Source organism: Pseudomonas sp. R4-35-07, assembly GCF_003852235.1.
GTDB lineage: Bacteria > Pseudomonadota > Gammaproteobacteria > Pseudomonadales > Pseudomonadaceae > Aquipseudomonas.
In genome coordinates this window covers 3,294,287-3,318,085 of sequence record NZ_CP027732.1, presented here as the reverse complement: position 1 = coordinate 3,318,085, position 23,799 = coordinate 3,294,287, and the positions used below count along the sequence as shown (strand labels likewise).

The window sequence follows — 23,799 nt, the reverse complement described above, 5'->3', positions numbered from 1 at the left end:
CACGCGCTCCTTAGCGGCCGAACGAGGTGTCGAGCAACTGGTCGATCACCTGGTCCACGTTCACCCCTTTGCGCACCAGCTCTTCGGACACCAGGATCGGCGCGGCGGCCTTGGAGGCGAACACATCCTTGCTGCTCAAGAACGGCGTGCTCAGGTCGGTACGCGACAGCTGCAGCTTGGCCACTTCCAACGGCAGGCCGGATTCATCGGCGAGCAGCTTGGCGAACTCATCCGGGTGCTTTACCGCCCAGTCCCGGGCCTTTTCATAGGCGCCCAGTACCGTGGTGATGGTCTGCGGATGCGCCTTGGCGAACTGCTCGGTGACGCTGACCACGCCGTAGCTGTTGAAGTCCTTGTTGCGATACAGCAGGCGCGAACCGGCCTGTATCTGGCTGGCGGCCATATGCGGGTCGAGGCCGGCCCAGGCGTCAACGTCACCTTTTTCCAGGGCGGTGCGGCCGTCCGGATGCTGCAGGTGCACCAGTTCCACATCGTCCTTGTTCAGCCCGGCCTGTTGCAGGCTGCGCAGGGTGAACAGGTAGGGGTCGGTGCCTTTGGTAGCGGCGATTTTCTTGCCCTTGAGGTCGGTGACGCTGTTGAAGGGCGAATCCTTGCGCACCACCAGGGCCGTCCACTCGGCGCGGCTGTACACATACACCGATTTGATCGGGCTGCCGTTGGCCCGGCTCAGCACCGCGGACAAACTGGCGGAAGAGGCGAAATCCACGCCGCCGCTGTTGAGGTATTCCAGGGAGCGGTTACTGCCCTGGCTCAATACCCAGCCTACCTTGGAATTCGGCAAGGCTTGTTCAAGCCAACCAAAATGCTTGAGCACCAGGCTGACGGGTGAGTAGTAGGCGTAGTCGAGAGTGACTTTTGCGGGATCGTTGTCGGCGGCCTGGGCCAGCGGCTGCAGGCACAGGGCGAGGGCGCATGCGCCGAGTAAGCGTTGGGCAAAGGATTTCATGGAACAGCTCCGGGCACGTGGGCATTTAGAGTTTTCTTATATTCAGAAAATTAGTTCGCATGTTCCATCATGCTTTTAAGGAATATGCAGTCTCTGTGCCATCTGCGTTGTCGCGTGTTTGCGCGTGTGTGCCGAGTGGAGGCTGTGGCGGATGCAGGCAGATTGTTGAAGTGCTGTTGGCTGGGCAACAGTTTGTATATATCTATATCGAATAAATAAAGAGTTATATATTCCTTTTAATGTTCTTGTCGAGAGCGCATTTTGAGTGCCTGCGCATTCGTGCGGATTGACTCAACAGCCAAAAGGAAAACCGATATGACCATTAAAGCGATCAACGTGCGCAACCAGTTCAAGGGCGTGATCAAGGAAATCCTGCTGGGTGAAGTGGTGTCGGAAATCGACGTGCAAACCGCATCCGGCATCGTCACGTCGGTGATCACCACCCGCTCGGTGCGTGACCTGGAGTTGAAGGTAGGCAGCGAGGTAATTGCCTTTGTGAAGTCTACCGAAGTGTCCATCGCCAAGCTTTAAAAAGCCTGAGGCGGGCGTTTTCAGTCGACGCGATCAAACACGCTGGCGACGTCTTCGCGACTGAGTACCCCTTTACCGGTTCCGTCGAGCAATTTGAAGGTGCCATCGGCATTGATTGTGATGCCGGTGGAACTGGCCAGGGTCACTGCCGCGCCTGAGTGGCCGATGAGCAGGTCCCGTAGCGGCTGCTCGCCGTGCAGGGTTTGCCCGATGGTCGTTGCCATGCCTTGCAGGGAACTTGAATTCACCCCGGCTACCAGAATCACATGACTGTTCTTGTCCAGCGACGCCTGCAATCTGTGCATCAATGCTCGAGTATCGCTATTTCCCGGATTCAGGCCCAGTTCCAGATTGCTGCCGGTAAGATGCATCAAGGTGCGATTCTGGTAGGTGGATCCGTTCCAGCCGGTGAGCACTGCCAGCGCCGAGCAGTCCGACAACCCGCGGGTAGCGAGCGGGTCGTGGCCTCTATTCAAAGAGACTGACCGGCCCATTTCGACCTCCACAGACTTGATGTCTGAACGCGCGCTGGGCGGGTTAGCCAGTGGATGTTTCAGCCCCACAAAGCGCGTCAATTGATGTGATGCGGTGAAGGCAGCGGCCTCTAGAACCGAGCCCGTTGGTGCAGGTTCTTGCGGTGACTGGTTCGGCTTGAATGCTTCTGTGAATTGCACAGGGCCGTTGGTTGCAGGGCGTGTCGACAGCATAGGGCGCAAAGCTCCGAGAAGGTTCAGCGGCACAAGGGGATTGCCTTGAGTGCTGAAAAAGCCTTCTACGGTTCCAGCCCATTCAGCGGTTTTTCAGGCTGCGTTCCATACGTTGCAGGCCCTCTTCCAGCATCGACCGTGGGCAGCCGAAGTTCAGGCGCACGAACTGCTGGCTGTCATCGCCGAACTCAATGCCGGCGCTCAACCCGACCTTGGCCTGTTCCAGGAAGAACTGCTGCGGATCTTCCAGGCCCAGGGCGCTGCAATCGAGCCAGGCCAGGAATGTACCTTGTGGCGCATGCATTACCACGCCGGGCAGGCGAGTGTGCACGGCATCGAGCAGGTAATCACGGTTGGCTTGCAGGTAATGCTTCAGCGCGTCGAGCCAGGCGCCGCATTGGCTGTAGGCGGCGCGGGTGGCTTCCAGGCCCAGGGGGCTGACGCTGTCGACCATGCCGCAACGGGCCTGGTTGAAACGCTCGCGGATTTCGGCATTCTGCACCACGGCAAAACAGGTCTTCAGGCCGGCCACGTTATAGGCCTTGCTCGCCGACATCAGCGTGATGGTGCGCTGGGCAATCTCTTCGCTGAGGCTGGCAATCGGGATATGCCGACGGCCGTCAAAGCACAGTTCGGCATGGATTTCATCGGAGATGATCAGCGCACCGCTTTCCAGGCAGGCGTTGGCCACGGCCAGCAGTTCTGCATGGGGAAAGACTTTGCCGATGGGGTTGTGCGGGTTGCTCAACAGCAGCGCACCGGCGCCGCTCAGTGCCTGGCGCAGCGCCGGCAGGGGCGTGCGGTATTCGCCCTCGATCCACTCGAACGCTACTTCGATGCGTGGCAAATTCCAGTGGCCGGGCGCCAGGCGAATCGGCCGGTAGTTGGGGGTTTGCAGCACCACCGGCTGGCCTGGCTGGACAAACGCGTGCAAGGCCATATTGAAACCCGGCTCGACGCCCGGCAGGAACAGCAGCTCATCCGGTTGCACGCGCCACGCGTACTTGGCCCACAGGTCGGCGATGATCGCCTCGCGCACATCCGGGCCGGCGACGCTGTAGCCGAGCACCTGCTGGTCGAGGCGCGCATGCAAGGCTTGAAGGATGGCAGGTGGGGCGGCGATGTCCATGTCGGCGATCCACATCGGCAAGACGTCTTGCGGGTAGCGGTTCCACTTGGTGCTGCCGGTGCCGAGGCGTGGGTGGATCGTGTCGAAATCAAAGCTCATGGAGGGGCTCGTATCAGGAAGGCGGGCAGTATAGGGCGGTGATTCTAACGGGATAACATCCCGTTGCCAGCAGCGTGTTTTACAAGCCCTGGCTGCCACGAATCAAGTCATAGGCTTTCCTGGCAATCGGGTTGGCCGTGTTGGGGCGGATCCAGAGGTAATACGTCACCTCCGGCAGGCGCGGCAGCCCGTCCGTTTCGCCCAATACGCGCATGTCCGGGCCAAGCATCTCCATGCTGCGCGGCGTCACCCCCAGCCCGGCACGGGTCGCCGCCTTGATCCCGATCAGGTTCGACGCCAGGTACGCCTGGCGCCAGGCAATATTGGCCCGCTCCAGTGCCTCCAGTGCATAGCGCCGGTAGATGCTCGGCTCATCCACCAGAATCAATGGCAACGGTTCGCTGGGCTGATGAATGTACTGCGCCGAACAAATCCACCAGACCGGCGAGGTGCGCAAGGCAAACCCCTCCAGGGTGGGGTCGGAGCGGGTGGAAATGACCATGTCGACCTTGCCCCGGTGCAGATCGTCCATCAGAAACGGGCTGCGCCCCACATCGATTTCCAGGCGCAAGCGCGGCGCGGAGCGGGCGATGTGGCTGAGGATCGGCGGCAGGATGGTGTCGGCGATATCGTGCGGCGAGCCGATACGCAACACGCCGCTCAGGCTGCTTTCACGCAGGGAATTCAGCACCTCGTCATTCAACGACAGCATCTGGCGCGCATGGCGCAGCAACTGCAGTCCGGGCTCGGTCAGTTGCTTTTGCCGCCCGCGCTTCTCGAACAGGCTGACCCCCACCTGCTGCTCGAGGCGCTGCATATGCTGGGTCACGGAAGATTGGGTGCGGGCCAGGTGTAGGCCGGCTTCGGCGAAGCTGTGGTGATCGACCACGGCGATAAAGGTGCGCAACAGTTCTAGGTCGAGGGTCGACATGGCCGGTTCCGGAGGCGGTTTTATATCAACGGTGTGAAGTTAAACATTACATTTTTTTATGTATGAGGGAAGCCTGTTTTTATTCAGTCCAGCAAAGCATGGCTTATTCCGCAATCGAAGGTGGCGCCTCAAAGTAAAGTTATAACGATATGAGATATTTGCATTTCCGTTGCTCGCCCACTCTCCCTAGCATGCCCCTCCATCAGGTCGGGGCTACGCCGATCATTCGCCAGGGGAAATCCAATGAAGTTGAAGAAATGGTTGCCGGTGGCCCTCGGGTCGATGATCGCCCTGGGCGCCAGCGTGGCGGCGCAGGCCGATGCGACCCTGGACAAGATCGAGCAGCGCCATGTGCTGGTGGTGGGCGTGCTGTTGTCCGGCGGGCCGTTCGGCAGCATCGACCCGACGACGCAGCAGCCCAAGGGCCTGAACGTGGACCTGGCCAACGAACTCGGCCGCCAGCTCCAGGCCCAGGTGCAACTGGTGCCGGTACTGCCCGCCAACCGTGTGCAGTTCCTGCAGCAGGGCAAGGTTGATCTGCTGATCGCGAACATGGAATGGACCGCCGAGCGCGGCGAAATCCTCGGGTTTGTGCCCACTCCGTTCTACCGCGTCGGCGGCGCCGCGGCCGTACTCAAGCGCAGCAAGATCGCACGCTGGGAAGACCTCAAGGATCAGCCGGTGTGTACCTCCCAGGGCAGCAGCTATGTCAAATCGCTGACCGAATCCGGCGCGCAGATCAAGGCGTTCAAAAGCTCCTCCGAATCCCTGCTGGCCCTGCGCGGTAACAATTGCGTGGCGGCGGTGCATGACGCCACCCTGATCAACCCGCTGATTAACGACAGCGCCGAATGGCAGGACTACCGTGTCATCGGCCCGGAACTCAACCCGGCGCCATCGGTGATCTGGACCCGTCGCGGCGAAAGCGACACCCAGGCCAGGCTCGACCCGATCATCAAGCGGCTGCACGGCAGCGGCTGGCTGATCGAAGCCCAGACCCGCAACCGCATCAGCCCGGCCTCGCCGGCGCTGGTGGAGTTGCAACAACAGTTCAAGGGGGCCTGACATGCCGTTCAAAAGCCTCCTCGCGCTCGGCCTGGCCCTGTGCGCAGGCGTGGCCCATGCCGACGCCACCCTCGACAAGATCGGCCAGCGCCACGCCATCAGCGTCGGGGTGATCCTCAGCGGCCCGCCGTTCGGCACCCTCGACCCCAAGACCGGCGAGCACCTGGGTTACAACGTCGAACTGGCCAAGGCCGTCGGCCAGGCGCTGGGCGTCGAGACCAAGACCGTTTCGGTGCTGGCGCCCAACCGTGTGCAGTTCCTGCAACAGGGCAAGGTCGACATTCTGATCGCCAATATGCAGTTCACCGAAGAGCGCGCCGAGATCCTCGACTACGTGCCCACGCCGTACGAAGAAGTCGGTGGCGCGGCGTTGATTCGCAAGGGGTCGGGCATCAAACAGTGGGCCGACCTCAAGGACAAGCCGGTGTGCGTGTCCCAGGGCAGCAACTTCATCAAGCCGTTGCAAGACACCTACGGCGCGCAGATCAAGGCGTTCCGCAGCCAGTCCGAATCGCTGCTGTCGTTGCGCGGCAATGGGTGCGTGGCGGCGGTGCACGTCAGCCCGACCATGCACGCCTTGCTCGGCGACGCCGAGTGGGCCGGTTATGAGATACCGCTGCCGGGTGACCTGATTCCCTCCAACTCGGTGATCTGGATTCGCAAGGGCGAGCACGACACCCAGGCCAGGCTCGATGCCATCGTGAAGGGCTGGCATAAAAGCGGCTTCCTGATTGCCCTGGGCGAGCGCACCGGCATGGCGCCGTCCCAGGCCCTGCGCGATTTGCACGAGCAGTACAGCCATGAGTGATGCGCTGTTCGCCACCCTGCAGCAACTGCTCGGCAGCGCCCATGTGCAGAGCAGCGCGCAGGCGGCGCAGTACCTGACCGACAAGCAGGGGCGCTACACCGGCCAGGTCGTCGCGGCGGTGCACCCGGCCAACACTGACGAAGTGGCGGCGGTGGTGCGTGCCTGCGTGGCATTGAAGGCGCCGATCGTGGTGCAGGGCGGCAACACGGGGCTGATGGCCGGCGCTACGCCGGATGCCAGCGGGCGTTCGGTATTGCTGTTGCTGGACCGAATGAACCGCGTGCGCGATGTCGACACCGACAACGACACCCTGACCGTGGAAGCCGGTTGCATCCTGCACGACGTCCAGGCCACGGCGCGCGCGGCCGGCCGCCTGTTTCCCCTGAGCTTGGGCGCCGAAGGCAGTTGCACCCTCGGCGGCAACCTCGGCACCAATGCCGGTGGCACGGCGGTGCTGCGCTACGGCAATACCCGCGAGCTGACCCTGGGGCTGGAAGTGGTTACGGCCGAAGGCGAGATCTGGCATGGCCTGCGCGGTTTGCGCAAGGACAACACCGGCTACGACCTGCGCGACCTCTACATTGGCAGCGAGGGCACCCTTGGCATTATCACCGCCGCCACCTTGAAGCTGTTCCCGCAGCCCTTGGCCCAGGCCACGGCGCTGCTGGCGTTCGATGAACTGGCCCAGGCCGTCGCCTTCCTGTCCCATGCCCGCGCCGGCTTCGGCGCGAACCTGACTGCTTTCGAATTGCTCTCTGCCGATTGCCTGGCCCTGCTGCGCGAGCAGTTCCCCCAAGGCCCGCAGCCGTTCAAGAGCGCGCGCCAACCCTGGTTCGCCCTGATCGAACTGTCCGACAACCACGGCGAAAGCCATGCCCGCGAAGCCTTCGAACACGTCTTGGGTGAGGCCTTCGAACACCGATTGATCAGTGATGCGCTGATCGCCGAGAGCCTGGCGCAGAGCCAGGCCCTGTGGCTGCTGCGCGAAAACATGAGCGAGGCGCAGAAACGCGCTGGGCGCAACATGAAGCACGATATCTCGGTGCCGATTTCCCAGGTGGTGGCGTTCGTGGCCCAGACCGATGCGTTGTTGCAGCAGCACTTTCCCGGCGTGCGCCACTTCACCTTCGGCCATCTGGGCGACGGCAACCTGCATTACAACGTGGCGCATCCGCTGGGTTCGACGGTGGAGGCGCACATGGCGCACTACGCGCAGTTGAGCGCGCTGGTGCACGACAGCGCCCACGCCCACGGTGGCTCGATCAGCGCCGAGCATGGCATCGGGCAGCGTAAGGTCGGCTTGCTGGGGCGCTACAAAAGCGCGGTAGAGCTGGACCTGATGCGCCGCATCAAGCAAGCGCTCGACCCGCACAACCTGCTCAACCCAGGAAAAGTCCTCGAGGTGCAGCCATGAGCGTACGCCTGTCTCGGCGCGTGCAGCGGGTGTCGCTGTCCGCCAACGCCGCCGCCAAATCCCGCGCCACCGAGTTGCGCGAGGCCGGGCGCGACATTCTCGATCTCACCACCGGCGAGCCGGATTTCGACACCCCGGAGCCGGTCAAGCAGGCCGCCTATGCCGCCATCGCCGCCGGCGCGACCAAGTACACGCCGACGCCGGGGGTGAAGGCGTTGCGGCTGGCGGTACAGCGCAAGCTCGCGGCTGAAAATCGCCTGGACTACCCGCTGGCCAGCATCGTGATCGCCAATGGCGCCAAGCAGATCATCTTCAATGCCTTCGCCGCCACGCTGGATGATGGCGACGAGGTGCTGGTGCCGACGCCTTACTGGCCGTCGTTCCCGGACAGCGTGCGTTTCAACGGCGGCGAGCCGGTGTTTACCGAATGCGGCCTGGAGCAGGGCTGCAAGTTGCTGCCGGCCCAACTGGAACAGCACCTCACCCCGCGCACACGCTGGTTGATTCTCAACAGTCCGGGCAACCCCAGTGGCGCGGTGTACAGCGAGGCCGAGCTGACGGCGTTGGCTGCGGTATTGCGCCGCCATCCCCAGGTGCTGATCCTGCTGGATGAACTGTATGAACATATTCGTTTCGACGGCCACCCGGCGCAGAGCCTGTTGAATGTCGCTCCGGACCTGCAGGCGCGTTGCCTGCTGGTGGGCGGCGTGTCCAAGACCTACGCCATGACCGGCTGGCGTATCGGCTTCGGCGCCGGGCCGCAGACGCTCACCGACGCCATGACGGTGGTGCAGTCGCAATCCACCTCCGGTGCTTCATCGGTGGGCCAGGCCGCCGCGTTGGCGGCGTATTCCGGCGGGCTGGATTTTCTCGCGGAGCAGGTCGCCACCTATCAAGCGCGTCGGGACAGGCTGGTCCAGGCGCTGAGACAGGTCGACGGCCTGGAGGTGCTCGAACCCCAAGGCGGTTTCTTCGTGTTTGTGCGCTGCGCCGGGCTGCTGGGACGCTTGCGCCCGGATGGCCTGCGCCTGGAAGACGACGCTGATGTGGTCGCCTGGCTGCTGGAACAGGGCGTGGCGGCGGTGGCGGGCAGCGCCTATGGCCTGTCGCCGTGGTTTCGCCTGTCCATCGCCACGGCGACCGACAGCGTTGTCGAGGCCGGACGGCGTATCGCCAGCGCCTGCGAGCAGTTGCGATGATGGAAGTGTTCGTGCACTGGGCCGCCGGTATCGGCCTGAATTACAACTTCCTGCTCGATGCCTACCAGCGCGGCTCCCTGGTGCAAGGGGCGTTGACCACCGGCCTGCTGTGCCTGTTCACGGTCATCGGCAGCCTGCTGGCGGGCATCGGCCTGGCGGCGATGCTCACCTCGGGCAACCCGTGGTTGGCCAGGCCTGCGCGGGTATTCATCGAAGTCACGCGCAATACGCCCACCCTGGTGCAGCTGTACTGCGCGTTCCTGGTGCTGAACATGCTGCTGACCCAGGCGGTCGGCGCGGCCAACCCGCTGACGCCGTTCGCCTGGGTGGTGATCGTGATTTCCCTGCACAAGGGCGCGTTCCATGCCGAGGCCTTGCGCGCCGGCATCGAGGCGGTGCCCGCGGTGACGCTGGAGGCCGCCAGTTCCCTGGCCTTCAGCCGCCGCCAACTGCTGTGGAATGTGCAACTGCCGCTGGCGCTGCGCTTTGCCTTGCCGTCGCTGATCAACAACCTGATCGACCTGGTGAAGATGACGGCCGTGGCCTCGGCCATCGCGGTGGGCGACATCACCTACGCGGCGATCATGATCTGGACCCAGAGCGACAACGTGCTGGAGCTGATGATCCTGATCCTCGGCTTTTTCGGCCTGCTGAGCTTTATCGTCAATTGTGTGGGGCGCTGGCTCGAAGCGCGCCTGAGGATGCCCGGCTATGGCCACTGATTCATTTGCGGTGCTGTCGGCCTTGCTGCAATGGTCGCCAGCGCTGCTGGCCGGTTTCGGCCAAAACATTCTGATCAGCCTGCTGGCGATTGCCATCGGTTCGGTGCTGGGCCTGTTGATCGGCGCGCTGGCGCTGTCGCCCCTGGGGTTTGTCGCACGGCTGTGGGTGCAGGTGTTTCGCAATGCGCCGTGGCTGGTGTTGATCTATTTCACCACCTACGTGTTTCCGTTCGAGATCCACATTGGCAACAGCTACGTGTCGTTTCCCGACTGGGTCAAGGTCACCCTCGGCCTGGCGCTGCCGGCCAGCGCCAACGTGGCGGAGATCTTTCGCGGCGCCATCGGTTCGATCCCCAGCACCCAGTGGGAAGCCGCGCGCTCGCTGGCCTTTACCCGTGGCCAGTTGTTCCGCTCGATCATCCTGCCGCAGTGCTTCAAGCGCATGTTGCCGCCCTGGATGAACCTTTATGCCGTGGTCACCATGGGCACGGCACTGGCCTCGCTGGTGGGCGTGCATGACGTGATCGACACCGCGCAGATCGCCAGCAACACGGTAAACATGACCGGCTTCACAGTGGTGATCTACCTGAGCCTGTTGGTGCTGTTCTTTGCCTATTGCTACCCGATCTCCCGTCTCACCCAACACCTGGAGCGCCGTTATGCCTTCTATTGAACCCTTGGTGAGCCTGCGGGATGTGCACCTGTCGTTCGGCGCCAACCCGGTGCTCAAGGGCATCAACCTTGAGGTACTGCGCGGCCAGGCGGTGTCGATCATCGGCCCGTCGGGCTCGGGCAAGTCCACGATCCTGCGCTGCATCACCGGGCTGCTGCAGCCCCAGCGCGGCAGCATCCGCGTGGGCCAGACCCAGGTCGACACCCTGGCCCAGGAAGCCCAGCGCATCGAGCTGCGCAAGCGCGTCGGCTTTGTGTTCCAGCAGTACAACCTGTTTCCGCACCTGTCGGTGCTGGAGAACCTGGTGATCGCGCCGCGCAAGGTGCTCGGGCGCCACCGCGCCGAGGCGGAAAAAGACGCGCGGGCGCTGCTGGCCAAAGTGCGCATGGAGCACAAGGCCGATGCCTACCCCGGCCAATTGTCCGGCGGCCAGCAACAGCGCGTGGCGATTGCGCGCGCCCTGGCGATGCGCCCGGAGCTGATCCTGTTCGATGAAGTGACCTCGGCGCTCGACCCGGAAACCGTCGGCGAAGTGCTGACGGTGATCCGCGAACTCACCGAAGAGGGCATGACGTGCGTGCTGGTCACCCACGAAATGCGCTTCGCCGAAGAGATCAGCGATGTCGTGTACTTCACCGAACACGGGGTGATTGTCGAGCATGGCAGCGCCGCACACATCTTCCAGAACCCGGCCAACGAGCGCACCCAGACGTTCCTGCGCCATGCCCTGGGCGACGCGGGGCGTCGTGGCCCGATTGCCCACGACCCGTACCTGCTGGCCAATTTGAGCCGCTACAGCCTGTCTGTCTGACCTGAGGAAATTCGTCATGAGTACCGAAAACCGTGCCGCCGTCATCGAAGCGTTTTTGCAACAGGTCCGTGTGATCAACCAGCGTGGCGTAGACCGCGCGGCGCTGGTGCAGATCGTTGGCCTGCTGGAACGCCTGGCCGAACGTCGCGACCTGTTCAACTTCGACCAATTCCCCGCACCGGTGCCGGGGCAGGGCAGCACGGCGTTCCGTTATCGCCTCAACGATGACGGCGACACCCCGACGCTGTACCTCAACTCGCTGTTGCCGGGCAAAAGCACGATCCCGCACAACCACGAGACGTGGGCGATCATCACCGCGATTGAAGGCCAGGAAATCAACTACGTCTATGGGCGCAGCGACGCGGGCCGCGAACCGGGCTTCACCACCCTGACCCTGGAACAGGAAGTGATTGTGCAGCCGGGCACCTCGATCTCGTTCCTCGGCGAAGATCTGCACGGCATAAAGGTTGAAGGCGAACAGGCGACTTTGCATTTCCACCTCTACGGCCTGCCCTTGGAATCGTTGAACGGCCGTTACGGCGTGGAAGCGGACGGCCGCATCCTCAACTACAACGCCTCGCAGATGGCACCGTCGATTCGCGCCTACTGATCGTTCCTCGCCCTAATGCCAGTCATTTAAGCGAATGGGGCTCACTGTAGGAGCGAGCTTGCTCGCGAAAAACGTCCAGGCAACGCGTTCATTCTGGATAAACGCGGTGGCTCTGAGTTCTTAGCGAGCAAGCTCGCTCCTACAAAAAGCCTTAACTGCATTAGGGCTTTGCCCTCACTTTTCTTTTAATTGTTGGGACTTCCATGAGCCAGACCATCACCCCGCATCAACTGCAGCAGTGGCTGTTCGACGGGCAGGAAATCGCGCTATTCGACGTGCGCGAACACGGGCAATACGGCGAGGCCCACCTGTTTCACGGGGTGAACCTGCCCTATAGCCGCCTGGAGCTGGAAGTACGCCGCCTGGCGCCCAACCCCCAGGTGCGCCTGGTGATCTACGACCAGGACGGTGGTGAGGTCGCGGCAGCCGTGGCCACGCGGTTGCAGACGCTAGGCTACAGCCATGTGAATGTGCTGGAGGGCGGGGCGGACGGCTGGCAGGCGGCGGGCTTGCAGCTGTTTGCCGGCGTGCATGTGCCGTCCAAGGCCTTCGGCGAGCTGGTCGAAGCGGCCAGCCATACGCCCCACATCACCGCGCGGCAATTGGCCGAGTGGCAGGCGCGGGGCGAACCGCTGGTGCTGCTGGACGGGCGACCGTTCGAGGAGTACCGCAAGATGACGATTCCCGGTTCCATCTGCTGCCCCAACGGCGAGCTGGGCTATCGCGTGCATGACCTGGTGCCGGACGACACCACCCCCATCGTCATCAACTGCGCCGGTCGCACCCGCAGCATTATCGGCGCGCAGACCCTGATCAACCTCGGCTTGAAGAATCCGATCTATGCCCTGGAAAACGGCACCCAGGGCTGGTATCTGGAAGACTTGCCGCTGGAGCACGGCAGCACGCGACGCTATGGCGACCCCGTCAGCCCGCAGCTGGATCGCCAGCGCCAGGCCGCACGGCTGTTGGCTGAGCGGGCAGGGGTGGAACAGGTCTCGGCGGATCAGGTGCGCCAGTGGGCCGACGACAGCCAGCGCAGCCTGTTCCTGTGTGATGTGCGAACTTTCGAGGAATTCGCCGCCGGCAGCCTGCCGGGTGCGCAACATACACCGGGCGGCCAGTTGATCCAGTCCACCGACCTCTACATCGGCGTGCGTCAGGCGCGGGTGGTCGTGGTGGACAGCGAGGGCGTGCGCGCGCCTATCGTCGCCAGTTGGCTGCGGCAGCTGGGGCATCAAGCCTACGTGTTGAGCGGCGGCATCGACAGTGGCCTGGCGTTGCCGACAGTGCAGCCGGTGGCGTACGAACCGCTGCCGTTGATCAGCGCCGCAGCCCTGGCGCTGGAATTGAACGAGGTGGACCTGGTCGACCTGCGCCCCAGCATGGCGTATCGCAAGGGGCATATCGCCGGCTCGCGCTGGTCGATTCGTCCGCGACTCACGGCGGGGCATCGGCCCCAGGTGCTGGTGGCGGACGACCCCGCATTGGCGGCCTTTGCCGCGCAGGGGCGCGCGGTACGCCTGCTCGAGGGTGGTTTCGCGGCCTGGGTCGCGGCCGGCCTGCCGGTGGATGCAGACCCGCACTCGCCGCCCGACGCGCAGTGCATCGACTTTCTGTTCTTCACCCATGACCGTCACAGCGGTAACAAGGACGCGGCGCGCCAGTACCTGGCCTGGGAAATCGGCCTGCTGGCGCAGATGAGCGCGGCGGAGATCGCCAGCCTCAAGCCGTTGGCGCCGGTGTCGCGGGTGCGTACGCGGTTGATTCACGCCGCTCGGACTGAAAGGGGCCACGGCGGCCGCGCGGTCAATGTGCCGATCACGCGCCTGAGTACGGTGCTGTTCGACAACCTGGCGCAGATGCGCGACGCCCGGGCCCGGCGGGACAGCGAGCGGGTGCTGAGTTACGGCGCGCGGGGCAACCCGACGGCCCATGCCCTGGAAGACCTGGTCACCGAGCTGGAAGGCGGCTATCGCACCCGGCTGTATGGCACCGGCCTGGCAGCGGCGGCCCAGGTGTTCCTGGCCTACCTGCGCCCCGGCGACCATGTGTTGATCACCGACGCGGTGTATTCACCGGTGCGCAAGCTGGCCCGTGAATTTCTCCAGCCGTTCGGCATTGAAGTGAGCTATTTCCCCGCCGATGGCCAGGGCCTGGAACACCAGCTGCAGGCCAACACCCGGCTGGTCTACGCCGAAGTGCCGGGTTCGCTGTTGTATGAGCTGTGCGATCTGCCGGCGATTGCCGCGTTGTGCAAGCCACGCGGGATTCTGCTGGCGGTCGACAACACCTGGGGCTCGGGCTATCTGTACCGGCCCCTGGCACTGGGCGCGGATATTTCCATCATGGCCCTGACCAAATACCTCGGCGGCCACAGCGACGTGATGATGGGCAGCGTGTGCACCACCACCGCCGCCTGGCCGGCGCTGGGCAGGATGAGCGATACCTTCGGCAATGCGGTGAGCGCCGACGATGCCTACCTGATCCTGCGCGGCGCGCGCACCCTGGCGTCGCGCCTGGATGTGCATGAACGCCAGGCCTTGCACATTGCCCAGTGGTTGCAGGCGCAACCGCAGGTCAAGCGGGTGTTCCATCCGGCGCTCCCCACCCATCCTGGGCACGCCCTGTGGCGCCGGGACTTCACCGGCAATAACGGCTTGTTATCGTTTGAGCTGGCGAAGGCTGACATCGGCTACCTCGAACGTTTTATCGATGGCTTGCAGCTGTTTGGCCTGGGCGCCTCGTGGGGCGGCTATGAAAGCCTGGTCACCGTGGTCGACACCCAAGACCGCGACAGTGCCACCGACCGTGGGTTGAACCCGGTGGTGCGGCTGCATATCGGCTTGGAAGATGTCGCGGCATTGCTTGAAGATCTGCAGCGCGGCTTTGCACGGGTCGGTGAACGGCTTGAAGGCTCACCGGCTTGACGTGCGTTCCATCACCGACAGGTTCTGTAATAAAAACGCCATCGCGCTGGGGCTTGAATAAGGGAAGGGCTATTTTGGTGCATCTCAATAAATAGAGTAGCCATGGATGAAATACCAACCCTTCAGCCGCACCTTGATTGCCACTGCCCTGGTGTTGACGGTCAGTGGCGTGCACGCCGCTTCCCAGGCCCCGGTGGCCGGTGAAAATGGCATGGTGGTCACCGCCCAGCATCTGGCCACTCAGGTCGGCGTGGAGGTGCTCAAGGCCGGCGGTAACGCGGTGGATGCGGCGGTGGCCGTGGGCTATGCGCTGGCAGTGGTGTACCCGGCGGCAGGCAACCTGGGCGGCGGCGGTTTCATGACCGTGCAGCTGGCGGACGGGCGCAAGACCTTCCTCGACTTTCGCGAAAAAGCCCCGCTGGCGGCCACGGCCGATATGTACCTGGACAAAGACGGCAATGTGGTCGAAGGCCTGAGCGCCAAGGGCCACCTGGCCGTCGGTGTACCTGGCACTGTCTCGGGCATGGAGTTGGCGCTGAGCAAGTACGGCACCCTCAAGCGCGCCCAGGTGATCGCGCCGGCGATCAAACTGGCGGAGAACGGCTTTGCCCTGGAGCAGGGCGATATTGACCTGCTGCACACCGCCACCGGCGAATTCGAGAAAGACCAGGATCTGCGCGGGATCTTCCTGCATAACGGCCAACCGATGCAGGTCGGCCAGAAACTGGTGCAGAAGGACCTGGCCAGGACCCTCAAGGAGATTTCCGCCAAGGGCAGCGATGGCTTCTATAAAGGCTGGGTCGCCAACGCCTTGGTGGAGTCGAGCCAGGCCGGCAAGGGCCTGATCACCCAGGCTGACCTGGACACCTACAAGACCCGCGAACTGGCGCCTATCGAGTGCGATTACCGTGGCTACCATGTGGTCTCGGCGCCGCCGCCAAGCTCTGGCGGCGTGGTGATCTGCCAGATCATGAACATCCTCGAAGGCTACCCGATGGCGGACCTGGGGTACCACTCGGCCCAGGGCTTGCACTACCAGATCGAAGCGATGCGCCACGCCTATGTAGACCGCAACAGCTACCTCGGCGACCCGGATTTCGTGAAGAACCCGATTGCGCATCTGCTGGATAAAAATTACGCGGCGAAACTGCGCGACGCGATCGAGCCACACAAGGCCGGGGACTCCCAGGCGATCAAGCCGGGTGTGTCGCCCCATGAAGGCAACAACACCACCCACTATTCCATCGTCGACACCTGGGGCAACGCCGTTTCCGTCACCTACACCCTCAATGACTGGTTTGGCGCGGGCGTGATGGCGAGCAAGACCGGGGTAATCCTCAACGATGAAATGGACGACTTCACCGTCAAGGTCGGCGTGCCGAACATGTACGGCCTGGTCCAGGGTGAAGCCAACGCCATTGCGCCGGGCAAGGCGCCGCTGTCGTCGATGAGCCCGACTATCGTGACCAAGGATGGCAAGACGGTGATGGTGGTGGGCACGCCAGGCGGCAGCCGCATTATCACCGCGACCTTGCTGACCATCCTCAATGTCATCGACTACAAGATGAACATCCAGGAGGCCGTGGATGCGCCGCGCTTCCACCAGCAGTGGATGCCGCAGACCACCAACCTTGAAACCTTCGCGGTCAGCCCGGACACCCAGAAGATCCTCGAGAGCTGGGGGCATAAATTCGCCGGTCCCCAGGACGCCAACCACCTGGCCGCGATCCTGGTGGGCGCGCCGGCCCTGGGTGGCAAGCCGGTGGGCAACAACCGCTTCTATGGCGCGAATGACCCGCGTCGCAACACGGGCCTGTCGTTGGGTTACTGAGGCCGACTCGCTCGCGCATGGAACATCTGCGGCATTTCGGGGCTCTATCCCAAGAGCCCCGAAAGGACCCCACCCCATGAAAGCGCTGAAAATCGCCACCTTCAACATCAACGGTATTCGTGCCCGTCTGCCCAACCTGCTGCAGTGGCTGGCCCGCGAGCAGCCGGACGTCGTCTGCCTGCAAGAACTCAAGGCGCCGGAAAGCCTGTTTCCCTATGCTGAGTTCGAAGCGGCCGGCTACGGCGCGATCTGCCTGGGCCAGGCCTCGTGGAACGGTGTGGCGATTCTGGCCAAGGACGCGCAACCGCTGGAAAGCCGGCGGGGCCTGCCCGGTGACGAGAGCGACCAGCAAAGCCGCTATATCGAGGCGGCCGTGCACGGCGTGCTGGTCGGCTGCCTGTACCTGCCCAACGGCAACCCGCAACCGGGGCCTAAATTCGACTACAAGCTAGCCTGGTTCGAACGCCTGATCGACTATGCCCAGGCGTTGCAAACCAGTGATCACCCGGTGGTGCTGGCCGGGGATTTCAATGTGGTGCCCACCGATCTGGATATCTATAACCCGCGCTCCTGGCTCAAGGATGCGCTGTTGCAACCCGAGAGCCGCGCCTGCTATCAACGCCTGCTTGACCGGGGCTGGACCGACTCAGTGCGTCATTTGTACCCCGAAGAGCGGGTGTATACGTTCTGGGACTATTTCCGCCAGCACTGGCAGAAAAATTCCGGCCTGCGCATCGACCACCTGCTGCTCAACCCGGCGCTCAAGCCCTATCTCAAGGACGCGGGCGTCGATGCATGGGTGCGTAACGAGGCGCATGCCAGCGACCACGCGCCGACCTGGATTCAGCTCGGCACGCGCAAAAAGCGTTAACCGACCGTTGTCGCCCCGAGCAAGCGCTCGACTGCGGCAAACGCGGCGTTCCGGCGCGCTTGCCAGTCTCCCCGGATCACCACCACAGGCTGTTGATGCGCGTGCAGCCAATCCAGGCTGGCCTGGAAGAACGCTCGGCGGTCGGCCAGGTCGGGTTGGCAGCGCTGGCCGTCGGCGCTCCATTCCACGTCTTCGGGCGACAACAGCAGATGCAGGTCGTAGTGACGGGCCAGCAGTTCGCTGTCGAGCCAGCTGGGGCAGTCGCCGAACAGGGTCTGGCTCCAGAGTGTGTTGGTCAGCAGGTGGGTGTCGAGGATCAGCAAATCAGGCTGCGCTGCGCGGGCGGCGTCTTCCCAGGCCAACTGGCCCTGGGCAATCGCCGGGATATCCGCCAGGCAGGTGTCGCGCTGGTGGTGGTCGATGAAATAGCGCACATATTCACCCACCATCAGCCCGCCGAAGTGCGCGTGCAGCTCAGCCGCCAGCCAACTTTTGCCGCTGGATTCAGGGCCTGCCAGTACCACCACTTTCATGCGTGCAACGCCGGGTCGGCGCGCCATTCACGCCAGCCTTGCACGGCAATCACGGTGAACAGTGCGTAGAGCGCGGCGGTGAGGTAGAGGCCTTTGTAGAGGAATAGCCCGACGAAAATCACATCCACCACGATCCACAGCGGCCAGCACTGCACGCGTTTTTGCGCCATCCACAACTGCGCTACCAGGCTGAAACCCGTCAGGGCCGCGTCGAGCCAGGGTTGAGCGGCGTCGGTCCAGTGGGCCATGGCGGCGCCGAGCAGCAGGCTGAACACCGCGCCGACGGCCAGGGCGGTCAAGATGGCCGGCCAGCCCAGGCTGCTGACCTGACGGCCTTGCTTGACCGTGCCGGCGCGGGTCCATTGCCACCAGCCGTAGACTTGCAGCACGGCGTAGACTCCCTGCAGCAGCATGTCGGAATACAGCTTCACCTCAAAGAACACCCAGGTGTAGAGCAACACCATCACCAGGCCGATAGGCCAGCACCAGGGATTTTGCTTGACCGTCAGCCACACAGCGATCACCCCCAGGGCGGCGGCGAACAGTTCAAGCCCGGACATGGCGGTTCCTTGGGAGAGTGGAGGAGGGCGCTGATTGTACCTACAGGTCATCCATCCTCAAACAGCGGAGGGCAAATGTGGCAATGGGCGGGTTCCCGAAGGCTGGGATCAGTCGCTGGTGGCGGTGACTGACACACTCCCATCGGGGCATAGGTATCTACACAACTCTGTAGCAGCAGCCTACGCTAACCACGATGCGAAGCGAGTCGCTCTTGATCTTGCTCTTGATCTAGGCGCCCCGTTAAACCACGCTGGCCGGAATCCGATAGTGATTTGGGGGGTAAACCGGCAGGGATGCCGGTTTAGCCGCCCCGCGCCATGGATGGCGCGTGGCGGCGGCCCCCCAAATCAATGTCGGATTACGGGCACACCGAGCCGGGGCGAGGTGCCGAGTGGTGGGGCAAGAGCGTTTTACTTACTTTTGCGCTTTTCAAAAGTGAGACGCCGTAAGGGCGGAACCCTAAGCCGCCGTTACCGCAGCAACGGATATGTACTCGCTCTGATCCAGCATCCTGGTCGGCTGTCAGGCCGCCATCGGGGGCAAGCCCCCTCCCACATTTGGAGCGCGGGGGGCAGTTAAAGAGGCTTCGGCTGCTGAGCCGTCACAGGTTTAGGGCCGCGCGAAAGTTGTGTAGATACCTATGGCCACGCGCCGCGTTCCTACAAAAAGCCTTAACTGACCCGCATTGGGACAAGCCCCCTGCGACAATTGATCTTCATTGTCTGTGAAAATCTTCATTCGCCACATTCGCTTCCAGCTTCTACCCTGAGTGCAAGCCCTCAGGAGTAGGAGCGCCCATGTACAAAGACCTGAAGTTTCCCGTCCTTATCGTGCACCGCGACATTAAGGCCGACACCGTTGCCGGTGACCGGGTTCGAGGCATCGCCAGGGAGTTGGAGCAGGAGGGCTTCAGTATCTTTTCCGCCGTGGACTATGCCGAAGGGCGACTGGTGGCGGCCACCCACCACGGCCTTGCCTGCATGCTGATCGCCGCCGAGGGCGCCGGGGAAAATACCCATTTGCTGCAAAACATGGTCGAGCTGATCCGCCTGGCGCGGGTGAGGGCGCCCAACCTGCCGATCTTCGCGCTGGGCGAGCAAGTCACCCTAGAAAACGCCCCGGCGGATGCCATGAGCGAACTCAACCAGTTGCGCGGCATCCTGTATCTGTTCGAAGACACCGTACCGTTTCTCGCGCGCCAGGTCGCGCGTGCGGCGCGCGCCTACCTCGATGGCTTGTTGCCGCCGTTCTTCAAGGCCCTGGTGCAACACACCGCCGACTCCAATTACTCCTGGCACACCCCGGGCCACGGCGGTGGCGTGGCGTATCGCAAAAGCCCGGTGGGGCAGGCGTTTCACCAGTTCTTCGGGGAAAATACGTTGCGTTCGGACTTGTCTGTCTCGGTCCCCGAGCTGGGCTCGCTGCTCGATCACACCGGACCGCTGGCGGAAGCCGAAGCCCGCGCGGCACGCAATTTTGGCGCTGACCACACGTTTTTCGTGATCAACGGCACCTCCACCGCCAACAAGATCGTCTGGCACTCCATGGTCGGTCGCGATGACCTGGTCCTGGTCGACCGCAATTGCCACAAGTCGGTACTGCATTCGATCATCATGACCGGCGCGATCCCGTTGTACCTGTGCCCGGAGCGCAACGAGCTGGGGATCATCGGCCCCATCCCCTTGAGCGAATTCAGCGCCGACTCGATCCGCGCCAAGATCGACGCCAGCCCTCTGACCCATGGACGCCCGGCGAAGGTAAAGCTGGCGGTGGTCACCAACTCCACCTACGACGGCCTGTGCTACAACGCCGAGCTGATCAAGCAGCAACTGGGTAACAGCGTCGAGGTGCTGCACTTCGATGAGGCCTGGTATGCCTACGCGGCGTTCCACGAGTTTTTCGCCGGGCGCTACGGCATGGGCACCTCGCGCACGCCGGACAGCCCGCTGGTGTTCACTACGCACTCCACCCACAAGCTGCTTGCGGCCTTCAGCCAGGCGTCGATGATTCACGTGCAGGACGGCGGTGCGCGGCAACTGGACCGTGACCGCTTCAACGAAGCGTTCATGATGCATATTTCCACCTCGCCGCAATACAGCATCATCGCCTCCCTGGACGTGGCCTCAGCGATGATGGAAGGCCCGGCGGGTCGCTCGCTGTTGCAGGAAATGTTCGATGAGGCCCTGAGTTTCCGCCGTGCGCTGGCCAACCTGCGTCAGCATATCGCCGCTGATGACTGGTGGTTTTCCATCTGGCAGCCGCCGTCGGTGGCCGGTATCGACCGGGTCGTCACCGCGGACTGGCTGCTGCACCCTCAGGATGACTGGCATGGTTTTGGCGACGTGGCTGAAGATTATGTGCTGCTGGACCCGATCAAAGTCACCCTGGTAATGCCTGGCCTCACCGCCGGTGGTGCCTTGAGCGATCGCGGGATTCCCGCCGCCGTGGTCAGCAAGTTTCTCTGGGAGCGCGGCCTGGTGGTGGAAAAGACCGGGCTGTATTCTTTCCTCGTGCTGTTTTCCATGGGCATTACCAAAGGCAAATGGAGTACCTTGCTCACCGAGTTGCTGGAATTCAAACGCAGCTATGATGCCAATACCAGCCTGGCCAGTTGCCTGCCCTCGGTATATGCCCAGGGGGCGATACGTTATCAGGGCTTGGGGTTGCGTGACCTGTGCGACCAGTTGCACAGTTGTTATCGCAGCAACGCGACGGCCAGGCATCTGAAGCGCATGTATACGGTGTTGCCGGAGATTGCGATGAAGCCGGCCGATGCCTACGACCAGTTGGTCAGGGGCGAAGTGGAAGCGGTATCCATCGATGCCTTGCCAGGACGCATCGCAGCCGTGATGCTGGTGCCGTATCCGCCGGGTATCCCGCTGATCATGCCGGGCGAGCGCTTTACCGAGTCAACCCGTTCGATCATCGACTATCTGGCGTTTGCCCGGACGTTCGATAGCAGTTTTCCCGGTTTTGTCGCCGATGTGCATGGGTTGCAACACGAAGATGACGGCAGTGGTCGTTGTTACACCGTCGATTGCATCAAAGGTTAAGGAACGTTATGCAAGCTGTCATGAACCCGAAGTATCCAGGGCTCAGTGTGCGAGTCGCCGACGAAGGCTTCGACGCTTACGTATGGGGCAACGACTTCAGTTTTGAGGTCAGTGCCTATGGTGTGCCGCAGATGGGCAAGCGGGTCGATCAATGGCCGGTGGAGCGCATCCTGCCGTACCGCAAGTGTTACGGCATCGACCCTGAAGAATTCGCCAGCTTTCGCAATGCGACTGACAGCGCGGTCTTCATGGCGTATCTGGATGATCGCGCGGTGGGCCACGTCGTGATCAGTACCAACTGGAACGGTTTTGCCCATGTCGACGAGCTGGCGGTGGCGCTGCCTGCGCGGCGTCACGGTGTCGCCAAGGCGCTGTTGGACGTGGCGCAGTTCTGGGCACGCAAGAAGAACCTGCCGGGCATGATGCTGGAAACCCAGAACAACAACCTCGGTGCCTGTCGCCTGTATGAACGTAGCGGGTACGTGATGGGGGGTATCGATCAACTGCGCTATCGCGGCATCGACCCGCAAACCCGCGAAGTGGCGATTTTCTGGTATCGGCTGTTCAAGAGCGAAGTCGAATCGATCTGAGACGGTGTAGCACGTCCGCTCGCGTCTACTGCGCCTTGGTGTCGTTGGACAGCAGGTTTTCGGCCTTTTGCGTGACGATCTCCAGCAGTGCATTCAGGGCCGGTGAAGCGGCCCCGTCCTGCAGGGTCAATGCATACAGGTTGACGCTGATCGGGGGTGATATCGGGCACACATCCAGCCCCGCGTCCCGCGCACCGAAGGCGGTGAACGGGTCGACCACCGCCAGGCCTTCTCCCGCCTCCACCATGCTGCGCATCATCTGGTACGTCTGTACCCGCGTCTGCACCACCGGCAGCGGGCGCAAAGCTAGCAGCTTGGCGTCCAGCAGACGGCTCAACGGGTCGTGGCCCTCCAGGCCAATCATCGACTGCCCCGCCAGATCCTGCAGCGCACTGTACTTCTGCTTGGGTTTCAGCCAGCCGTGGGGGGCGAGCAATTGGAGTTTGCCTTGGGCCAGCACGCGACTCTGAATGTGTGGGTGTTGCGGGTCATGCAGGCTCAGGCCCACATCGGTCTCATGCAGCAACAGGCGCCTGACGATCTCCCGGGTCGGCTGGCTCGACAGGTTGCACGGCGTATCCTGGAACCGTCGGCGCAGCAGGGCGATGCTCTGGGGTAGTAATTGGTTGGCCAGCGGTGGGGTGCACAGCACACGCAAGGTCGGCGCGTGATGGTGTTTCAAGCGGCTGGCCAGGCGCTGTATCGGCTCAAGCGCGTCGTACAGGGGGGCGATTTGCGCTTGCAGCTCCAGGGTTTCACGGGTGGCTTGCAGGCGCCCGCGGACACTGGCAAACAGCATGAAGCCCAATTGCAGTTCGGCATCCTTGAGCGTGGCGTCTACCTCGCCCACGGGGAGTTGCAACCACTCGGCGGCCGTGCCGAGGTGTCCGGTCTGCAAGATGGCCTGAATCACTTCGATATGACGTAAACGCATGGCCGGAGTCTATGTGCAGTGGGGTGGGGATTCAATGGCGCAGGTCCCCGTGCGCAAAAAAGACTGCACGGGTCGCCCCTGCCTATGGCGTTAAGCCAGGACCTCACTAGAATGAGGCGTCTGATCAGCAACGACCAATGCCGGGTACCCGGTACTTACAACAAAAACAGGTCTGGTCTCAAATGCCTCTACCCTCGACGCTTTTCGGGGTAACGGTCAAGCAATTCCTGGTCCTGGTGACCGTGGGGTGCCTGGCGGCTTACTTCTTCAATAATCACGATGAATACGCGCCGGAAAACCTCGCACTCGAAGCGTTTATCCGTTCCCAGGAACAGGTCGCCGAGCAGGTGGGCGCGGTGCTTGGTATGACGTTGATCAGGCAGGTGGAGGCGTATCCCGCTTACGACCGGTCGGGCTACAAGCGTTCGATGTATGCGGTGGAAGGGGAGAGAGGGCAGTTGGTGGTGACGCTCAAGCAAGGCGAGCAGGGCATTGAAGTAACGGAAATCCGCAGCCCGTAAGCATCCCCAGCCCAGTCGCGAGGACTGAGCAGGTGGACAGGGCGAAATCTTATGACACGAGAGAGGTCGGAGATTCGCGGACGATAATCGTGCCCGACTGGATCAATTTGAACTCATCACCTTCCAGTTTTTCTACACGGTCGCCAATGGCCAGCTTGTAGGAGGTGGTAGGCGCCGAGCCAGCCAGGTCGCCGTGCGCCGGGTTGGATTCCTGGAACTCATGCACCGAATATACGCGGCCTTCCGCGTCTCTGGCATGAAACTGTCCGACTAATACTGCTGCCATCTGTTTAGAACCTCTGGAGATAAACA

Annotated in this window: 23 protein-coding genes; 15 read left to right on the top strand and 8 right to left on the bottom strand. The window is 62.8% G+C overall.

The features are described from left to right. Positions 1-10: 10 nt before the first annotated feature. The gene (locus tag C4J89_RS15075) at positions 11-967 is read right to left on the bottom strand and encodes an aliphatic sulfonate ABC transporter substrate-binding protein (RefSeq protein ID WP_124414879.1); all 957 of its coding nucleotides are present in this window, start codon (positions 965-967) and stop codon (positions 11-13) included. Positions 968-1,282: 315 nt separating this feature from the next. On the opposite strand from C4J89_RS15075, the gene C4J89_RS15070 reads away from it, so the two are divergent. After that, positions 1,283-1,498 carry a molybdopterin-binding protein gene (locus C4J89_RS15070; protein WP_003173733.1) on the top strand — a complete coding sequence of 72 codons (216 nt, stop codon included), beginning with the start codon at positions 1,283-1,285 and terminating at the stop codon, positions 1,496-1,498. A gap of 20 nt (positions 1,499-1,518) precedes the next feature. Here C4J89_RS15070 and C4J89_RS15065 read toward each other — a convergent pair whose 3' ends face one another. The 3 genes from C4J89_RS15065 to C4J89_RS15055 form a co-directional block, all read right to left on the bottom strand. After that, positions 1,519-2,205: a hypothetical protein gene (locus C4J89_RS15065; protein ID WP_218565833.1), complete on the bottom strand. Its 687-nt coding sequence runs from the start codon at positions 2,203-2,205 to the stop codon at positions 1,519-1,521. Positions 2,206-2,287: 82 nt separating this feature from the next. Beyond that, the gene (locus C4J89_RS15060; RefSeq protein ID WP_124363145.1) at positions 2,288-3,433 is read right to left on the bottom strand and encodes a MalY/PatB family protein; all 1,146 of its coding nucleotides are present in this window, start codon (positions 3,431-3,433) and stop codon (positions 2,288-2,290) included. A 79-nt stretch (positions 3,434-3,512) separates the two neighbouring features. Then, the gene (locus C4J89_RS15055; RefSeq protein ID WP_124363144.1) at positions 3,513-4,364 is read right to left on the bottom strand and encodes a LysR substrate-binding domain-containing protein; all 852 of its coding nucleotides are present in this window, start codon (positions 4,362-4,364) and stop codon (positions 3,513-3,515) included. Between the two features lie 243 nt (positions 4,365-4,607). Between C4J89_RS15055 and C4J89_RS15050 the strand changes: the two genes are divergently transcribed. The 11 genes from C4J89_RS15050 (at position 4,608) to xth (ending at position 17,295) form a co-directional block, all read left to right on the top strand. Beyond that, on the top strand, positions 4,608-5,429 hold the full coding sequence (locus C4J89_RS15050) for a transporter substrate-binding domain-containing protein (protein WP_124363143.1): 822 nt from the start codon (positions 4,608-4,610) through the stop codon (positions 5,427-5,429). A 1-nt stretch (position 5,430) separates the two neighbouring features. After that, positions 5,431-6,237: a transporter substrate-binding domain-containing protein gene (locus tag C4J89_RS15045; RefSeq protein ID WP_124363142.1), complete on the top strand. Its 807-nt coding sequence runs from the start codon at positions 5,431-5,433 to the stop codon at positions 6,235-6,237. Next, positions 6,230-7,651 (top strand): FAD-binding oxidoreductase, encoded by a 1,422-nt coding sequence (locus C4J89_RS15040; protein WP_124363141.1) that lies wholly within the window; start codon positions 6,230-6,232, stop codon positions 7,649-7,651. Before C4J89_RS15045 ends, C4J89_RS15040 begins: the two co-directional genes overlap by 8 nt. Continuing rightward, a complete protein-coding gene (locus tag C4J89_RS15035; RefSeq protein ID WP_124363140.1) occupies positions 7,648-8,850 on the top strand; it encodes an aminotransferase class I/II-fold pyridoxal phosphate-dependent enzyme in 1,203 nt (400 codons plus the stop codon). The genes C4J89_RS15040 and C4J89_RS15035 overlap by 4 nt, the downstream gene beginning before the upstream one ends. Beyond that, positions 8,847-9,572, top strand: a complete 726-nt coding sequence (locus C4J89_RS15030) for an amino acid ABC transporter permease (protein WP_124363139.1) — start codon at positions 8,847-8,849, stop codon at positions 9,570-9,572. Before C4J89_RS15035 ends, C4J89_RS15030 begins: the two co-directional genes overlap by 4 nt. Further along, positions 9,562-10,245, top strand: coding sequence for an amino acid ABC transporter permease (locus C4J89_RS15025; protein WP_124363138.1), 684 nt, complete (start codon positions 9,562-9,564; stop codon positions 10,243-10,245). The genes C4J89_RS15030 and C4J89_RS15025 overlap by 11 nt, the downstream gene beginning before the upstream one ends. Beyond that, positions 10,232-11,056, top strand: coding sequence for an amino acid ABC transporter ATP-binding protein (locus tag C4J89_RS15020; RefSeq protein WP_124363137.1), 825 nt, complete (start codon positions 10,232-10,234; stop codon positions 11,054-11,056). Before C4J89_RS15025 ends, C4J89_RS15020 begins: the two co-directional genes overlap by 14 nt. A gap of 16 nt (positions 11,057-11,072) precedes the next feature. Continuing rightward, positions 11,073-11,666, top strand: coding sequence for a cysteine dioxygenase (locus C4J89_RS15015; RefSeq protein ID WP_124363136.1), 594 nt, complete (start codon positions 11,073-11,075; stop codon positions 11,664-11,666). Positions 11,667-11,869: 203 nt separating this feature from the next. Beyond that, positions 11,870-14,593 carry a cystathionine beta-lyase gene (gene metC, locus C4J89_RS15010; protein WP_124414878.1) on the top strand — a complete coding sequence of 908 codons (2,724 nt, stop codon included), beginning with the start codon at positions 11,870-11,872 and terminating at the stop codon, positions 14,591-14,593. 106 nt (positions 14,594-14,699) lie between these two features. Further along, positions 14,700-16,424 (top strand): gamma-glutamyltransferase, encoded by a 1,725-nt coding sequence (ggt, locus tag C4J89_RS15005; RefSeq protein ID WP_124363134.1) that lies wholly within the window; start codon positions 14,700-14,702, stop codon positions 16,422-16,424. Between the two features lie 76 nt (positions 16,425-16,500). After that, positions 16,501-17,295 (top strand): exodeoxyribonuclease III, encoded by a 795-nt coding sequence (gene xth, locus C4J89_RS15000; RefSeq protein WP_124414877.1) that lies wholly within the window; start codon positions 16,501-16,503, stop codon positions 17,293-17,295. On the opposite strand, the gene C4J89_RS14995 is transcribed toward xth, so the two are convergent. Together C4J89_RS14995 and pnuC are read right to left on the bottom strand one after the other, a co-directional pair. Beyond that, on the bottom strand, positions 17,292-17,828 hold the full coding sequence (locus C4J89_RS14995; protein ID WP_124368979.1) for an AAA family ATPase: 537 nt from the start codon (positions 17,826-17,828) through the stop codon (positions 17,292-17,294). The genes xth and C4J89_RS14995 overlap by 4 nt on opposite strands. Next, on the bottom strand, positions 17,825-18,388 hold the full coding sequence (pnuC, locus tag C4J89_RS14990) for a nicotinamide riboside transporter PnuC (protein ID WP_124414876.1): 564 nt from the start codon (positions 18,386-18,388) through the stop codon (positions 17,825-17,827). The genes C4J89_RS14995 and pnuC overlap by 4 nt, the downstream gene beginning before the upstream one ends. Before the next feature lie 798 nt (positions 18,389-19,186). Here pnuC and C4J89_RS14985 point away from each other — a divergent pair. Continuing rightward, positions 19,187-21,442 carry an Orn/Lys/Arg decarboxylase N-terminal domain-containing protein gene (locus tag C4J89_RS14985; protein WP_124414875.1) on the top strand — a complete coding sequence of 752 codons (2,256 nt, stop codon included), beginning with the start codon at positions 19,187-19,189 and terminating at the stop codon, positions 21,440-21,442. A gap of 8 nt (positions 21,443-21,450) precedes the next feature. Beyond that, positions 21,451-22,032: a GNAT family N-acetyltransferase gene (locus C4J89_RS14980; RefSeq protein ID WP_124414874.1), complete on the top strand. Its 582-nt coding sequence runs from the start codon at positions 21,451-21,453 to the stop codon at positions 22,030-22,032. A gap of 25 nt (positions 22,033-22,057) precedes the next feature. On the opposite strand, the gene C4J89_RS14975 is transcribed toward C4J89_RS14980, so the two are convergent. Then, positions 22,058-22,966: a LysR substrate-binding domain-containing protein gene (locus tag C4J89_RS14975; protein WP_124414873.1), complete on the bottom strand. Its 909-nt coding sequence runs from the start codon at positions 22,964-22,966 to the stop codon at positions 22,058-22,060. Positions 22,967-23,148: 182 nt separating this feature from the next. On the opposite strand from C4J89_RS14975, the gene C4J89_RS14970 reads away from it, so the two are divergent. Beyond that, positions 23,149-23,487, top strand: a complete 339-nt coding sequence (locus C4J89_RS14970) for a hypothetical protein (RefSeq protein ID WP_124414872.1) — start codon at positions 23,149-23,151, stop codon at positions 23,485-23,487. A gap of 49 nt (positions 23,488-23,536) precedes the next feature. Here the strand turns inward: C4J89_RS14970 and C4J89_RS14965 are convergent, their stop codons facing one another. Further along, positions 23,537-23,773: a hypothetical protein gene (locus C4J89_RS14965; RefSeq protein WP_124363127.1), complete on the bottom strand. Its 237-nt coding sequence runs from the start codon at positions 23,771-23,773 to the stop codon at positions 23,537-23,539. Positions 23,774-23,799: the final 26 nt, after the last annotated feature.